This window comes from Mycobacterium sp., from assembly GCF_032159775.1.
Taxonomy (GTDB): domain Bacteria; phylum Actinomycetota; class Actinomycetes; order Mycobacteriales; family Mycobacteriaceae; genus Mycobacterium.
The window spans coordinates 16,737-32,115 of the sequence record NZ_JAVHWK010000021.1 but is presented as its reverse complement, the minus strand read 5'-3'; the positions used below and the strand labels follow the sequence as shown (position 1 = coordinate 32,115).

At 66.7% G+C, this 15,379-nt stretch carries 14 protein-coding genes and 1 pseudogene; 12 read left to right on the top strand and 3 right to left on the bottom strand.

Going from position 1 to position 15,379, the window contains the following annotated elements; all coding sequences use genetic code 11:
• Together QOJ24_RS02230 and QOJ24_RS02225 are read left to right on the top strand one after the other, a co-directional pair.
• Positions 1-182: pseudogene (locus QOJ24_RS02230) on the top strand (thiamine-phosphate kinase); the annotation flags it as partial.
• A 24-nt stretch (positions 183-206) separates the two neighbouring features.
• The gene (locus QOJ24_RS02225; protein WP_526258673.1) at positions 207-890 is read left to right on the top strand and encodes a uracil-DNA glycosylase; all 684 of its coding nucleotides are present in this window, start codon (positions 207-209) and stop codon (positions 888-890) included.
• 9 nt (positions 891-899) lie between these two features.
• On the opposite strand, the gene rpmB is transcribed toward QOJ24_RS02225, so the two are convergent.
• On the bottom strand, positions 900-1,094 hold the full coding sequence (gene rpmB / locus QOJ24_RS02220) for a 50S ribosomal protein L28 (RefSeq protein WP_526258671.1): 195 nt from the start codon (positions 1,092-1,094) through the stop codon (positions 900-902).
• Positions 1,095-1,317: 223 nt separating this feature from the next.
• Here rpmB and fakA point away from each other — a divergent pair, with 223 nt between their 5' ends.
• From fakA to QOJ24_RS02200, 4 genes are all read left to right on the top strand, one after another.
• Positions 1,318-2,997, top strand: coding sequence for a fatty acid kinase ATP-binding subunit FakA (fakA, locus tag QOJ24_RS02215; protein ID WP_526258669.1), 1,680 nt, complete (start codon positions 1,318-1,320; stop codon positions 2,995-2,997).
• Positions 2,998-5,202 carry an ATP-dependent DNA helicase RecG gene (recG, locus tag QOJ24_RS02210; RefSeq protein WP_526258667.1) on the top strand — a complete coding sequence of 735 codons (2,205 nt, stop codon included), beginning with the start codon at positions 2,998-3,000 and terminating at the stop codon, positions 5,200-5,202.
• Positions 5,199-5,906: a GmrSD restriction endonuclease domain-containing protein gene (locus tag QOJ24_RS02205; RefSeq protein WP_526258665.1), complete on the top strand. Its 708-nt coding sequence runs from the start codon at positions 5,199-5,201 to the stop codon at positions 5,904-5,906. Before recG ends, QOJ24_RS02205 begins: the two co-directional genes overlap by 4 nt.
• Positions 5,907-5,977: 71 nt before the next feature.
• Positions 5,978-6,520, top strand: coding sequence for a GNAT family N-acetyltransferase (locus QOJ24_RS02200; protein WP_526258663.1), 543 nt, complete (start codon positions 5,978-5,980; stop codon positions 6,518-6,520).
• A 36-nt stretch (positions 6,521-6,556) separates the two neighbouring features.
• Here the strand turns inward: QOJ24_RS02200 and QOJ24_RS02195 are convergent, their stop codons facing one another.
• Both QOJ24_RS02195 and QOJ24_RS02190 read right to left on the bottom strand, forming a co-directional pair.
• Entirely contained in the window at positions 6,557-7,396 is an 840-nt protein-coding gene (locus tag QOJ24_RS02195) for an aldo/keto reductase (RefSeq protein ID WP_526258661.1), read from the bottom strand.
• 26 nt (positions 7,397-7,422) lie between these two features.
• Complete coding sequence (locus QOJ24_RS02190) at positions 7,423-8,244, bottom strand: aldo/keto reductase (RefSeq protein ID WP_526258659.1); 822 nt, start codon at positions 8,242-8,244, stop codon at positions 7,423-7,425.
• Between QOJ24_RS02190 and QOJ24_RS02185 the strand changes: the two genes are divergently transcribed.
• The 6 genes from QOJ24_RS02185 to coaD are packed head-to-tail and all read left to right on the top strand — an operon-like array spanning position 8,243 to position 15,307.
• Positions 8,243-9,367, top strand: a complete 1,125-nt coding sequence (locus QOJ24_RS02185) for an alpha/beta hydrolase (protein WP_526258657.1) — start codon at positions 8,243-8,245, stop codon at positions 9,365-9,367. The genes QOJ24_RS02190 and QOJ24_RS02185 overlap by 2 nt on opposite strands.
• Before the next feature lie 35 nt (positions 9,368-9,402).
• The gene (locus tag QOJ24_RS02180) at positions 9,403-10,185 is read left to right on the top strand and encodes a DsbA family protein (RefSeq protein WP_526258655.1); all 783 of its coding nucleotides are present in this window, start codon (positions 9,403-9,405) and stop codon (positions 10,183-10,185) included.
• Positions 10,182-10,808: a vitamin K epoxide reductase family protein gene (locus QOJ24_RS02175; protein WP_526258653.1), complete on the top strand. Its 627-nt coding sequence runs from the start codon at positions 10,182-10,184 to the stop codon at positions 10,806-10,808. Before QOJ24_RS02180 ends, QOJ24_RS02175 begins: the two co-directional genes overlap by 4 nt.
• A gap of 34 nt (positions 10,809-10,842) precedes the next feature.
• Entirely contained in the window at positions 10,843-14,226 is a 3,384-nt protein-coding gene (locus tag QOJ24_RS02170) for a pyruvate carboxylase (protein WP_526258651.1), read from the top strand.
• Entirely contained in the window at positions 14,223-14,816 is a 594-nt protein-coding gene (rsmD, locus tag QOJ24_RS02165) for a 16S rRNA (guanine(966)-N(2))-methyltransferase RsmD (RefSeq protein ID WP_526258676.1), read from the top strand. Before QOJ24_RS02170 ends, rsmD begins: the two co-directional genes overlap by 4 nt.
• Before the next feature lie 14 nt (positions 14,817-14,830).
• Positions 14,831-15,307 carry a pantetheine-phosphate adenylyltransferase gene (gene coaD / locus QOJ24_RS02160; RefSeq protein WP_526258650.1) on the top strand — a complete coding sequence of 159 codons (477 nt, stop codon included), beginning with the start codon at positions 14,831-14,833 and terminating at the stop codon, positions 15,305-15,307.
• Positions 15,308-15,379: the final 72 nt, after the last annotated feature.

Genomic DNA, 15,379 nt, shown 5'->3' with positions numbered 1-15,379 from the left:
CAGACGTCGACGCGTGGACCTGGGTGCTCGGCGGCGGGGAAGACCACGCGCTGGTCGCGACGTTTTCCGGCACACCGCCGCGGGGATGGCGAGTGATCGGAACGGTGCTCGACGGGCCGCCGCGAGTGTTGGTCGACGGCGGCGAGTGGCACGGAAGTCCGGGCTGGCAGTCATTTGATTGAGCCGAGCCGCTAGGTTCATCTCTCGTGACCGCACGCCACCTGAATGAGTTGGTCGATGAGGGCTGGGCGCGCGCGCTGGAACCCGTCGCCGGTGCGGTCGCGCACATGGGGGAATTCCTGCGGGCGGAGATCGCGGCCGGCCAGCACTATTTGCCTGCCGGACAGAACGTGTTGCGCGCCTTCACTTTTCCGTTCGACCAGGTGCGGGTGCTGATCGTGGGGCAGGACCCCTATCCGACGCCAGGGCACGCGGTTGGACTGAGCTTCTCGGTCGCCCCCGACGTGCGGCCGCTGCCGCGCAGCCTGGAGAATATCTATAAGGAGTACGGCACCGATCTCGGTTATCCCGCACCAGCCACCGGCGATCTCACGCCGTGGGCCGAGCGCGGCGTGATGCTGCTCAACAGGGTGCTGACCGTTCGGCCGGGCACCCCGGCGTCTCATCGCGGGAAGGGCTGGGAGGCCGTCACCGAGTGTGCGATACGCGCGTTGGTGGCACGGTCGCAGCCGATGGTCGCGGTCCTGTGGGGTCGCGACGCATCCACGCTGAAGCCGATGCTCGGAGGGAGCGACTGCGTGGCGATCGAGTCGGCGCATCCCTCGCCGCTGTCGGCGTCGCGGGGGTTCTTCGGCTCACGGCCGTTCAGCCGCGCCAATGAACTACTCGAACAGATGGGCGCCGAGCCGGTCGACTGGCGGCTGCCCTGAATCGCGGGTCTAGCCGCGGGTGACCTTGCCCGCCTTGATGCAGGACGTGCAGACGTTGATGCGCTTCTTGTTACCGCCGGGACGGGTCACGGCGTGCACACTCTGGATGTTCGGATTCCAACGACGGCTTGTCCGGCGATGGGAGTGCGAGACCGACTTGCCGAAGCCGGGGCCTTTCCCGCAGATATCGCAGACGGCAGCCATATCGAGAACTCCTTGACTCAGTGCTTCGGGGTCTTATCAATTCTTGTGAACCGACCACGGTTCGACCCGACAACCTGACCAGGATACCGGGCCGCAAACCGAACGCCAAAACGCTGTCCACCGGCTGCCGACCAGCCGGTCGATGTGACCGGGGATGTCGCGCTCAATGGATAGGCTGGCGCCCACCTGGGGGTTCCATTATCGCGTGGAGGGCGGGTGAGGGATGGCCGGTTCTGGTCGGCGGCTGGACGCATCTGCCCTGCGTGACTGGGCCCACACCGCGGTAGGTGACCTGATCACGCATACCGACGAGATCAACCGGCTGAACGTCTTCCCCGTGCCCGACGCCGACACGGGCACCAACATGCTCTTCACCATGCGTGCAGCCTGGGCAAAGGCGGACGCCGGGACCGGTGGCGACGTCGCCGCCGTGACCGCGGCACTGGCCGACGGTGCGCTGCACGGTGCCAGGGGCAACTCCGGGGTGATCCTTTCGCAGATCCTGCGCGGCCTGGGCGACGTGGCCGCCGAAGCCTCCGCCGAGCGGGGCGGCGAACTGACCGACGTCGACGGCGCCGTCCTTGCGGCGACGCTGCGGCATGCGGTCGGCCTGGTCGTGGCGTCCATGGGCGAATCGGTGCCGGGAACCATCGTGTCGGTTCTGCAGGCGGCGGCCGAAGCGGCCGAGGGCGCCGTCGCCGAGAACACCGAACTCGACGGGGTGGTGACGGCCGCTGCGGACGCGGCGGCGACAGCGCTGGACAAGACCCCCTCGCAGCTCGACGTGCTCGCCGACGCGGGCGTCGTCGACGCCGGCGGCAGGGGCCTGCTGGTGTTACTCGACGCCCTCTGCAAAACCGTGTCCGGTCATGCGCCTGTCCGCAAGGAGTATGTGGCGGCACCGGCCGCCCGCAAGGAGTACGTGGCGGCATCGCCAGAGATCAGCGCTACCGTCGCCGCACCCGGCCCGCGGTTCGAGGTGATGTATCTGCTGACCGGCTGCAGGCCCGACGGTGTCGAGCACCTCCGTCAACGTCTCGACAAAATCGGCGATTCGGTCGCCATCGCGGCAGCGGCGTCCGGCGGCGGCGGTTGTTACTCGGTGCATGTGCATTCCGACGATGCGGGCGGCGCCATCGAGGCGGCGCTGTCGTTCGGGACACCGAGCCGGATCCAGGTGACGTCGCTCGCGGGGCGCGCAGCGCACGCACCCGGCGGCTGGACGCGCGAACGCGCCGTGCTGGCTGTCGTCGACGGAGACGGAGCTGCCGAGCTGTTCGCAGGCGAGGGTGCCGACGTCCTGCGGCCCGACCCCATTGCGACCGACCCGACGTCCGCGGTGACCGCCAAACAGCTGCTGCGGGGCCTCGTCGACGCGGGCGCCGCCCAGATCATGGTGTTGCCCAACGGCTTCGTCGCGGCCGAGGAGTTGGTTGCAGGGTGCACCGCGGCGATCGGCTGGGGCATCGACGTTGTTCCGGTGCCCGCGGGTTCGATGGTGCAGGGGCTGGCGGCACTGGCGGTTCACGATGCCGACCGGGAGGCAGTCGACGACGGCTACACCATGGCGCGCGCGGCGGCGGGTGCCCGGCACGGTTCGGTTCGGCGAGCGACCGAGGAGGCATTGACGTGGGCGGGCGCCTGTGCGCCCGGCGACGGCCTTGGCATCGCGGGTGACGAAGTGCTGATCGTCGCTGAGGACATCACCGCCGCAGGAGCGGGGCTGATCGACCTGCTTCTCGTCGCGGGCGGCGAGCTGGTCACCGTGCTCAGCGGCGCCGACGTGGATCCCGGTGTGGGCGAAGCGCTTTCCGAACACGTGCACCGTCAGCATCTGGGCGCCGAGTTGGTGACCTACCACACCGGCCATCGAGGAGACGCGCTGTTGATTGGGGTCGAGTAGGTGGTTGCGCTAACTGACCGGCTCGACTTCGTCATCGGTGAGAAGGCGGCCGGTCCCCTCGAGCAGCATTTCGGCATCCGGGCGGTCAACGACCTGCTTCGGCACTACCCGCGTAAGTACAGCACGGGCACCACCGTGCTCGGCGAGGACAGCGAACCGCCTGAGGAAGGTGAGCACATCACCTTTGTCGACACCATTACCAAGGCCGAGGTGCGGTGGACTAATCGGAAGCCCAAGCGTGAGTATCTTGTTATCACCCTCGGGGATCGCCGACCCAAGGTGACCGCGACCTTCTTCAATGCGAAATACATCAAGAAAGGGCTGACCACGGGCATCCGGGTCATGCTGTCGGGCGAGGTCGGATACTTCAGGGGAACGATGCAACTGACGCATCCCGCCTTTCTGATCCTGAATTCCGGCAAGGGATCTCGGTCTCTGGCGAAGATCGCGGAAACATCCAGAACCAGCGACGGAGACTTGGAACTCTCAGGTTTTGAGCGAGACTTCTTCCCGATCTACCCCGCCAGCGCGAAGGTGCAGAGCTGGGACATCTATGCCTGCGTCCGCCAGGTCCTCGACGTGCTCGATCCCATTCCGGAGATGCTTCCGGAACACTTTCGACACGAACATAATCTGATTTCCGAGGACCGTGCGCTTCGTGATATTCACGTGGCCGAGAGCGCAACTGACCGTGAACGCGCGCAACGGCGCCTGACGTACGACGAGGCGATCGGGCTGCAGTGGGCGCTGGCGGCGCGCAGGAACAGCCAGCTCGGCGCGTCGGGTCCGGAGGCGCCGAGGATGGACGGCGGTCTGCTTGCGGCGTTCATGGAGCGGCTGCCGTTCGAGCTGACAGCCGGTCAACGAGAAGTGCTCGAGACGCTTAGTGCCGAGCTCGCCACCACCCGCCCGATGAACCGGATGTTGCAGGGCGAGGTCGGCTCCGGGAAGACAATCGTCTCAGTGTTGGCCATGCTGCAGATGGTCGATGCGGGCTACCAGTGCGCACTACTCGCACCGACGGAAGTGCTTGCCGCCCAACATGCCCGCTCGGTGCGCGATGTCCTCGGTCCGTTGGCGATGGCCGGTCAGCTCGGCGGTGTCGAGAACGCGACGCGGGTGGCACTGCTGACCGGATCGATGTCAGCGCCGCAGAAGAAGCGGGTACGCGAAGAGGTCGCCGCCGGTGAGGCGGGGATCGTCATCGGCACGCATGCGCTGCTGCAGGACGCCGTCGATTTCCAGAACCTCGGCATGGTCGTGGTCGACGAGCAGCATCGGTTCGGTGTCGAACAGCGAGATCGACTGCGCGCCAAGGCGCCCGAAGGCCTGACACCGCACCTGCTGGTAATGACCGCCACCCCGATTCCGCGCACCGTGGCGCTGACCGTCTACGGCGATCTCGAAACGTCGACACTGCGTGAACTGCCGCGCGGCCGCCAGCCGATCGCGACCAATGCGATCTTCATCTCCGAGAAGCGCTCGTGGCTGGACCGGGCGTGGGCGCGCATCACCGAGGAGGTGCACGCGGGCCGGCAGGCTTACGTCGTCGCTTCGCGCATCGACGAGAGCGACAAGGCCGACGGCAAGGACGCCGGACCACCGGCAACCACCGTCGTCGAGTTGCTCGAGCATCTTCGTCACGGGCCGCTGTCCGGACTGCGGCTCGGCCTGATGCACGGCCGGCTGCCAGCCGACGAAAAGGATGCCGTGATGGCGGCGTTCCGCGCCGGTGAGGTCGATGTTCTGGTGTGTACCACCGTCATCGAGGTTGGTGTGGACGTACCCAACGCGACGGTGATGTTCGTGATGGACGCCGACCGATTCGGCATCAGCCAGCTGCACCAGTTGCGTGGCCGTATCGGCCGCGGCGAGCACGCCAGCCTGTGTCTGCTCGCGACCCGGCTGCCGGAAGGCTCCAAGGCTGGCGAACGGCTCAAGGCGGTGGCGGGCACGCTGGACGGATTCGAACTGGCAGACCTCGACCTCAAGGAGCGCCGCGAGGGAGACGTGCTGGGATACAGCCAATCCGGTCGACCCATCACGCTGCGCTTTCTGTCGCTGTTCGACCACCGCGAGATCATCGAGACCGCCCGTGACTTCTGCCAGGCGCGCTATCAGAACGAGCCCACCGACCCTGGATTGGCGCTTCTGGCAGCCGAATTCACCGATACAGAACGCGTCGAATACCTGGACAAGACATGAGCCGCAAGCAGCTGGCGATGCTCGCTGTGGCGGTGACACTGGCCATCGTGGTCGCCTGTCAGACGGTCGCGTCGGCGCAGCGAGCCGCGTCACTCGCCGCTCAGGCGCATGCCCCCGCCGTCGCGCCGGGTGTCGACGTCCTCGCCGAGATATCGCAGATCCCGCTGCGCGTCCGCGGATCCGACTACCGCCGTGAGGCATTCGGCGAATCGTGGACCGACGACAACCCTGCGCCCGGCGGGCACAACGGCTGCGACACTCGCAACGACATTCTCGATCGCGACCTGGTGGACAAGACCTACGTGTCGATCACACGATGTCCGGATGCGATCGGCACGGGCACACTGCACGACCCGTACACCAACGCCACCGTAATGTTCGTTCGCGGTAACAAGACCGGTGCGTCCGTACAGATCGATCACATCGTCCCGTTGGCGCTGGCGTGGGACCTCGGTGCCCGCAACTGGCGCGATGACGTGCGGCTACGTTTCGCCAACGACCCGGCTAATCTGATCGCGGTCGAGGGAAAGGCAAACCAGGACAAGGGAGATTCCGAACCCGCCCTGTGGATGCCGCCGAACGTGGCGTTCCGCTGTCAGTACGCCGTCCAGTTCAGTGCGGTGCTGCGCGGTTACGGTCTGGCTGTCGATGCGCCGTCGGCGGCGGTTCTTCATGAAGCAGCCGGAACGTGCCCGACGCATTGACGATTCGGACGTCGACGGGATGCGGGCGCGTCGTGCCGGAATCGTATTGTCAGCGTGACACTCTGGTTCGTGTGTTGAGCGTGGTGATCGCCCGGCCCGGCGCTCTGGGGCAAGACGATTTGGATACCGCTGAGGCGTTGGTCCGCTCCGCATTCGGGGAGAGCTTCCGCACCCACGACTGGCTGCACGGCGTCGACGGCGTGCACGTGTTGATCACCGAGGAAGACGAGGTGCTTGCTCACGCGTCGGTAGTGACCCGCACCTTGCGCTATGGCAGTGACGCGTTCGCCACCGGTTACGTCGAGAGCGTCGCCGTTCATCCCGATCAGCAGGGTCGCGGTCTTGGAAGTCTGGTGATGAATCACGCGGAAGCGATCATCCGCGATCATCACGAGCTCGGCGCACTCAACGCGGTCGAAAGCGCCGCGCCGTTTTACGCCGCTCGTGGCTGGCATCCCTGGACCGGTCCCACGCGCGCAGACACGCCCGACGGGTTGCTCGACACCTACGACCCGGCCGATCGGATCTTCGTTTTCCCGAACACCGGCGCCAGCCGCCGGTTCCTAGATTCTGCGCCCTTGATATGCGACTGGCGCGACGGCGACCTCTGGTAGTCGAGCAGACCGTACGATTACCGCTTACCTGGAAACCTAAGTGCCGGTGTAGGTTTCGGGATCCGGCCGGAACCGCGTCCCGTCGTCCAATCCGTTGAGGGTGGCCATCTCGTCGTCGGTCAGCTCGAAGTCGAACACCTCGAGGTTCGACTTCACCCGCTCCGGCGACGACGACCGAGGAATGACCACGTTGCCGAGCTGGATGCTCCACCGGATCAACACCTGCGCAGGCGTCTTACCGTGCGTCTCGGCGACCGAGACGATCGTGGGGTTGTCGAGGAGCCGGCCGACGCCCAGCGGGCCGTAGGCCTCCGTGACGACATCGCGGGCGGTGTTCACGGCGCGCAGTGCGGCCTGGTTGAGCAGCGGGTGCAGCTCGATCTGGTTGACGACAGGCGGCACGTAGGACAGGTCGACGATGTTCGAAAGGTGCTCCTCGTGGAAATTGGCCACGCCGATAGACCGGGTTTGGCCCACCCCCCGGCAAGCCAGCAGCCCGCCCCAGCTGTCGATGTATTTGCCCTGCTCGCCGGCGGGCCAGTGGATCAGATAGAGATCGACGTAGTCCAGGCCGAGGCGTTCCAGGCTCGCCGCCAGCGCATCCTGTGATGACTGGAACCCCTGGTCCTCGGTGGCCAGCTTGGTGGTGACGAACAGCTCCTCGCGCGGCACGCCCGACGAGGCGATGGCACGTCCGACCGCGGCCTCGTTGCCGTACGCCGCCGCGGTGTCGATCAATCGGTAACCCGCCTCGAGCGCCGCCGACACCGCCGCCTCTGTCTCGGCGTCCGAGAGCTCACCGACCCCGAGGCCGATCACCGGCATCGTGTGGTCGTCGTTGAGAGTGACGGAAGGAATTGCAGCCGCCGACGTCATGTCACCTATCCCTGCCTTGTTGAAGGTTAGTTGAAGGTCCGTGGGTCGGGACCGAGCCGAGTTCCGTCGCCGAGCGACGAGATGGACGACATGTCCTGCTCGGTCAGCTCGAAATCGAACACGTCGAAGTTGCTCACAATCCGCTCGGGGGTCACCGACTTCGGGATGACTATATTGCCGAGCTGGATATGCCACCTAATCAGTACCTGTGCAGGCGTTTTTCCGTGCGCGTCGGCGACCGCGGTCACGGTCGGGTCGTCCAGCAGTGCTCCCTGGCCCAATGGCGCCCACGCCTCGGTGGCCACGCCGAGTTGAGCATGGACTTCGCGCAGCTCCTCCTGCTGCAGCCGGGGATTCAACTCCACCTGGTTGACGGCGGGAACGATCCCGGTTGCGTCGATCAGCATTCGCAGGTGCTCCGGCTCGAAGTTGCTCACCCCGATCGACGAGACCCGCCCCTGGTCGTGCAGATGGGCGAACGCCTTGAAGGTGTCGACGTAGGTGTTCCTGGCCGGTGTCGGCCAATGGATGAGGTACAGGTCGAGACGGTCGATGGCGAGGCGCTTGAGGCTGGCGTCGAACGCGGCCAGTGTGCTCTCGTATCCCTGGTCGGCATTCCAGAGCTTCGTCGTGATGAAGACGTCGTCGCGGGAGACTCCGGATTCGGCGATTGCCTGGCCGACCTCGGACTCGTTGCCATAGATGGAGGCGGTGTCGACATGCCGGTAGCCCGCGTCCAGCGCGGTGGCCACGGCTCGTACCGTCTCCTCGGGAGGCGTCTGGAAAACGCCGAGTCCGACCGCAGGGATCGCGTTACCGTCGTTCAGCTTTATCAAGGGAGAAGCCATGACTGGAAGTCTGCCAGGGCGACCTGAGACGTCCTCCGGCGCGAAAAGCGCGCCGTTGCCGCCCGACGTGCGGGACAGGCTGCAGAAGGTCGTGGGCGCGCCGACACTGCACGCGATCTCCCGGGCGCCCAATCGGCTCAAGCGCCTTTTGCTGGGCGGCCATTCGATCACCATCGACGGCAACACCTTGGATACGACGTTGCAACTGATGCTGGCGGCTTCGCGCGTCTCTGGCCGTGAAGGGCTCATTCTCAGCGAGGACGTTGCGACTGCACGCAGGCGCCTGAATGCGCTGGGGGCGCAGTTCCCCCGGGTGAAAGCCGACGTGACATTGACCGAGGTCTCGGTGCCAGGGCCCGGCGGTGACATCCCCGCGCTACACATCCGCTCGGCGGGCGATGACGGGGCGCCGCTGCTCGTCTACTACCACGGCGGTGGCTTCGTCGAAGGCGGCTACGAAACGCACGGCAACCTGTGCGAGGTGATCTGCCAGCGGGCAGGCGTACACGTGCTGTTCGTCGACTATCGGCTTGCGCCCGAGCACAAGGCGCCCGCAGCCGTCGACGATGCGTACGCGGCGTACCTGTGGGCGCGCGAGCACGCCGCCGAACTCGGCGCCGATCCCGACAGGGTCGCCGTCGGCGGGGACAGCGCAGGCGGCAACCTCGCTGCGGTGGTGGCGCTGCGTGCTCGCGACGAAGTCGTGCCGTCGCCCCTACTGCAGTTGTTGCTGTATCCGATCACCAACTTCGCCGGCCGGACCCGGTCGATGGGTCTGTTCGCCGACGGATTCTTCCTCCGCCGCTGGGACATGGACTTCGCTCAGGACAAGTACGTCGGGGGCTCGGGCGTCGACCCGACCGATCCCCGGGTGTCACCCCTGCTGGCCGACGACCTGTCGGGGCTGCCGCCCAGCATTCTCGTCACCGCGGGCTTCGACCCGCTGCGCGATGAGGGCCGCATGTACGCCGAGGCACTGCGTGCAGCGGGTAACACCGTGGACGCACGGGAGTTCGGCTCTCTGATCCACGCCTTCCCCAATTTCTTCGGCCTGGGTGGCGGTGCCATGACGGCGACCTTCGAGATCATTTCGATTCTGCGCGCCCATCTGAGCCGCAGCTGACCAAGCGGGAAACCCTCGCCGGTACCCTTGACCGCGTGGCCACGAATTCCAAGAAGAACGCCCGCTACGACCTCAACGCCGCCGATCGCAGGCGCAACCTGTTCATTCAGGTTGGTTTGACCGCGATCGTCGTGCTGCTCGGCGTCGGGTTGGTGCTCTACATCGTGATGGGCGCGCACAAGAAACCGGAGGCCGGCGAAACCAAGTCGATCCAGGTGTCGTCGAGCAAGCTCATCACCAAGGAGGGCGGCACCGAACCCAAGGCCGTGGTGTCGCTCTACGAGGACTTCCTGTGCCCGCACTGCGGCGAATTCGAGCAGAAGTTCGGACCGACGATCAATCAGCTCATCGACAGCGGAGCCATCCAGGCGGACTACAACATGGTCGCCATCCTCGATTCGCCGAGCAACGCGAACTACTCGTCGCGCGCCGGCGCTGCCGCCTACTGTGTCGCCGACGAATCGAAGGACGCGTTCCGTCGCTTCCACGCCGCGCTGTACGCGCAGCAGCCGGGAGAAACCGGCGCCAGCTTCCCCGATGACGCCCGGTTGATCGAGATCGCCAGGCAGGCAGGCGCCGGCGGTACCGTGCCGGACTGCATCAACAAAGGCAAGTACGTCTCGATGGTCGAGGGCCTTGCGAGCGCATCCGGAATCCAGTCCACCCCGACGGTCAAGATCAACGGCCAGGAGTTCGACGTCGGCACGTCGACGCCCGACGATCTGGTAGCCCAGATCAAGGCGATCGTCGGTGACGTGCCCGGCCTGATGTCCAAGCCCGAAGCCCCGACTCCCACCGCGCCGCCGGGCGCGCCATGACCGTCACCGCCGACAGCCCGGCCGAGCCCGCGACCGGCGAGGCGCGGCGGGGCGTCGAGGTGCGCACCCCGAGCGCGGTGTGGGTGCTGATCGCCGGCGCTGTCGGCCTGGCCGCGGCTCTAACGCTGACGGTCGAGAAGATCGAGATTCTGATCAATCCCGATTACGTGCCCTCATGCAGCATCAACCCGGTGCTGTCCTGCGGCTCGGTGATGATCACGCCGCAGGCGTCCGCGTTCGGCTTCCCGAACCCGCTCATCGGCATCGTCTCCTTCACCATCGTGGTCGTCACCGGCGTGCTGGCGGTCGCCAAAGTCCGCCTGCCGCGCTGGTATTGGGGTGGGCTGGCGGTCGGCACGCTGCTCGGGGTCGGGTTCATCCACTGGCTGATCTTCCAGAGCCTGTACCGCATCGGCGCGCTGTGCCCCTACTGCATGGTGGTCTGGGGGGTCACCGTCCCGCTGCTCGTCGTGGTGGCGTCCATCGCGCTGGCGCCACGACTGGAGAGCGGAGTGGCGCGGGTCGTTCACCAGTGGCGCTGGTCGCTGGTCACGCTGTGGTTCACCGCGCTGGTCCTGATGATCCTGGTGCGGTTCTGGAACTACTGGTCGACGCTGATCTAACCGCCGCCCAGCGAGTCGGCGTTAGGGTACGCGGGTGATCTCGAAAATCCTGGTCGCCAACCGCGGCGAGATTGCGATCCGTGCTTTTCGCGCCGCCTACGAGATGGGGATCACCACCGTCGCGGTCTATCCCTACGAGGACCGCAACTCCCAGCACCGGCTGAAGGCCGACGAGTCGTACCAGATCGGGGAGACCGGCCACCCGGTTCGCGCATACCTGTCGGTCGACGAAATCATCCGGGTCGCGCAACAGGCCGGCTGCGACGCGGTCTACCCGGGATACGGGTTCCTCTCGGAGAATCCAGATCTGGCTGCGGCCTGCGCGGAGGCAGGCATCACCTTTGTCGGGCCCGGTGCTGATGTGCTGGAGCTGACCGGCAACAAGGCGCGCGCCATCGCCGCCGCGAGGTCTGCGGGGCTGCCGGTGCTGACGTCATCGGCGCCCTCGGCGTCGGTCGACGAACTGGTCAGCGCTGCCGCCGAGATGGAGTTCCCGCTGTTTGTGAAGGCGGTGTCGGGAGGTGGCGGCCGCGGCATGCGCCGGGTGACCGAAGCCGCCGCGCTGCCTGAGGCGATCGAGGCGGCCAGCCGGGAGGCCGAGTCGGCATTCGGCGACCCGATGGTCTACCTCGAGCAGGCGGTGCTCAACCCGCGACACATCGAAGTTCAGATCCTCGCCGACCGGCACGGCAATGTCATGCACCTGTTCGAACGCGACTGCAGTGTGCAGCGCCGCCATCAGAAGGTCATCGAGCTGGCGCCCGCGCCGAATCTGCCCGAGGAGCTGCGGGACAAGATCTGCGCCGACGCCGTCGCGTTCTCCCGTCAGATCAACTACTCCTATGCGGGCACCGTGGAGTTTCTGCTCGACGAGCGTGGCCACCACGTGTTCATCGAGATGAACCCGCGGATCCAGGTCGAACACACCGTCACCGAGGAAATCACCGACGTCGACCTGGTCGCCAGCCAGATGCGTATCGCCGACGGCGAGACGCTCGAGGAGCTGGGGCTGTCGCAGGAGACGTTGACCGTCCACGGCGCGGCCTTGCAGTGCCGGATCACCACCGAGGACCCGGCCAACGGCTTCCGTCCCGACACCGGCCGCATCACCGGCTACCGCAGCCCAGGCGGCGCGGGAATCCGGCTGGACGGCGGCACCAACCTCGGCGCCGAGATCAGCGCGCACTTCGACTCGATGCTGGTCAAACTCACCTGTCGTGGACGCGACTTCTCCGCGGCCATCGCCCGCGCCCGGCGCGCGCTGGCCGAGTTCCGGATCAGGGGTGTGTCGACGAACATCCCGTTCCTGATGGCGGTGGTCAACGATCCCGATTTCCGGGCGGGCCGGGTCACCACGTCGTTCATCGATCAGCGGCCCTACCTGCTGACCGCGCGCACACCCGCCGACCGCGGCACCAAGATCCTGAACTACCTGGCCGATGTGACGGTGAACCAGCCGCACGGCCCACGTACGTCCACCGTGTATCCGCATGACAAGCTGCCGGACATCGATCTGACGACCCCAGCGCCGCCCGGCAGCAAGCAAAAGCTGACCGAGGCAGGTCCGGAGGGGTTCGCGCGGTGGATGCGGGATTCGGCGGCCGTCGGTGTCACCGACACAACGTTCCGCGACGCCCATCAGTCGCTGCTGGCGACGCGGGTGCGCACCAACGGGCTGCTGATGGTGGCGCCCTACGTCGCCAGGATGACGCCGCAGCTGTTGTCGATCGAATGCTGGGGCGGCGCGACTTATGATGTGGCGCTGAGGTTTTTGAAGGAAGACCCGTGGGAGCGGCTGGCCGCCCTACGGGAGGCGGTACCGAACATTTGCCTGCAGATGCTGCTGCGCGGACGCAACACCGTCGGCTACACCCCGTACCCGGAGCTGGTCACCACCGCGTTCGTCGAGGAAGCGACGGCCACCGGAATCGACATCTACCGCATCTTCGATGCGTTGAACAACGTCGAGTCGATGCGTCCCGCGATCGACGCCGTGCGCGAAACAGGCACGGCGATAGCCGAAGTCGCGATGAGCTACACGGGTGACCTGTCGGATCCCGGCGAGAACCTGTACACACTGGACTACTACCTCAAGCTCGCCGAGCAGATCGTCGACGCCGGCGCGCATGTGCTGGCGATCAAGGACATGGCGGGGCTGCTGCGCCCGCAGGCCGCCGCGGCGTTGGTCGGCGCCCTTCGCAGCCGGTTCGACCTTCCGGTGCATGTACACACACATGACACTCCCGGCGGTCAGCTGGCCACCTATCTCTCAGCCTGGCAGGCAGGCGCCAGCGCCGTCGACGGCGCCGCCGCGCCACTGGCGGGCACCACCAGTCAGCCCGCGATGTCCTCGATAGTGGCGGCCGCCGCACACACCGAATACGACACCGGCCTTTCGCTCGCTGCGGTGTGCGAACTGGAGCCGTACTGGGAGGCGCTGCGAAAGGTGTACGCGCCGTTCGAATCCGGGCTACCGGCGCCGACGGGACGCGTGTATCGCCATGAGATCCCCGGCGGTCAACTGAGCAACCTGCGCCAACAGGCCATCGCGCTCGGACTGGGGGACCGGTTCGAGCAGATCGAGGAGAACTACGCCGCCGCCGACCGCATCCTCGGCCGTTTGGTGAAGGTGACGCCGTCATCGAAGGTGGTCGGCGACCTCGCTCTGTCATTGGTCGGGGCCGGTGTGACCGCCGACGAGTTCGCCGCCGACCCAGCTCGATTCGACATTCCGGACTCGGTCATCGAGTTTTTGCGCGGCGAGTTGGGTGACCCGCCAGGTGGCTGGCCGGAGCCACTGCGAACCAAGGCCCTGGCGGGTCGGCCGCCTGCCAAGCCCACCCAGGAGCTCACCCCCGACGATGAGGCGGCGCTCGCGGACGCGGGCCCCAAGCGTCAGGCAGAGTTGAACCGTCTGCTGTTTCCCGGTCCCACAAAGGAATTCGACGCGCACCGCGACCAGTACGGCGACACGTCGAGCCTGTCGGCCAACCAATTCTTCTACGGTCTGCGGCGTGGAGACGAGCACCGCGTCAAGCTCGAGCGCGGCGTCGAACTGCTGATCGGGCTCGAGGCGATCTCCGATCCCGACGAACGCGGCATGCGCACGGTGATGTGCATCCTCAACGGTCAACTGCGGCCGGTCATGGTGCGCGACGCCAGCATCGCCAGCGAGGTGCCCACCGCGGAGAAGGCCGACCGCGCCAATCCCGACCACGTCGCCGCGCCGTTCGCCGGTGTGGTCACCGTTGCGGTCGCCTCCGGCGACAAGGTCGACGCCGGTCAGACCATCGCCACTATCGAGGCGATGAAGATGGAAGCGGCCATCACCGCCCCGAAGGCCGGGACCGTCAACCGCATCGCCGTATCCGAGACTGCGCAGGTCGAGGGCGGCGACCTACTGGTGGTGGTCAGCTGACCCGCATCGTCGCAGGCGTCCACGGCGGGCGGCGCATCGCGGTGCCCGCGCGCGGCACCCGCCCGACGACCGACCGGGTGCGCGAGTCGCTGTTCAATGTGCTGGTCGCCCGCATGGACCTGCACGGCGCATCGGTGCTCGATCTTTATGCCGGCTCGGGCGCGCTCGGGCTCGAGGCGATGTCCCGCGGGGCAGCCAGTGCGGTGTTCGTCGAATCCGACCAGCGGGCCGCGGCGGTGATCGACAAGAACATCAAGACCCTCGGGGCTACCGGAGCCACGCTGCGTCGCGGCACGGTCGCGTCGGTGCTCGCGGCGGGCGCCGCGGCACCCGTCGACCTGGTTCTCGCCGACCCGCCCTATGAGGTGAGTGAGGCGGAGGTGAACGAGATGCTGACGGCGCTGAACGGATACGGCTGGACGGCCGAGGGCAGCGTCGTCGTCGTCGAGCGCGCCGCATCCGGGCCGGATCTGACCTGGCCGGACGGCTGGCAGCAGTGGCAGGCCCGCCGCTACGGCGACACCCGCCTCGAGATGGCGGTTCTCGACGTCGCCCCAGCGCGGCGCAAGAAAGGACCTGAGCAGCCCTGATACCGTCGTCAGCCATGAGCGGCGCGGTATGCCCGGGATCCTTCGACCCGGTGACCCTCGGCCATATCGACATCTTCGAGCGCGCGGCCGCCCAGTTCGACGAGGTCGTGGTCGCCGTGCTGGTCAACCCGAACAAAAAGGGCATGTTCGACCTCGACGAGCGCATCGCGATGATCGAGGAGTCGACTGCACATCTGCCGAATCTCCGGGTGGAGTCGGGCCAGGGCCTGGTCGTCGACTTCGTGAAGACCCGCGGACTGACCGCGATCGTCAAGGGGCTGCGCACCGGAACCGATTTTGAATACGAGTTGCAGATGGCTCAGATGAACAAGCACATCGCCGGGGTGGACACATTCTTCGTCGCCACCACGCCGAAGTACTCCTTCGTGTCGTCGTCGCTGGCCAAGGAGGTGGCGTCGATGGGCGGAAACGTATCTGAGCTGCTGCCCGAACCGGTGAACATGCGGTTGCAGGCCAAGCTCAAGGGTTAGTGATGCGCGAGTCGGGTAACCACTGCATAGGCGCGCAGCCCATCGCGCCGTCCAAACCCAACCGAATTACTC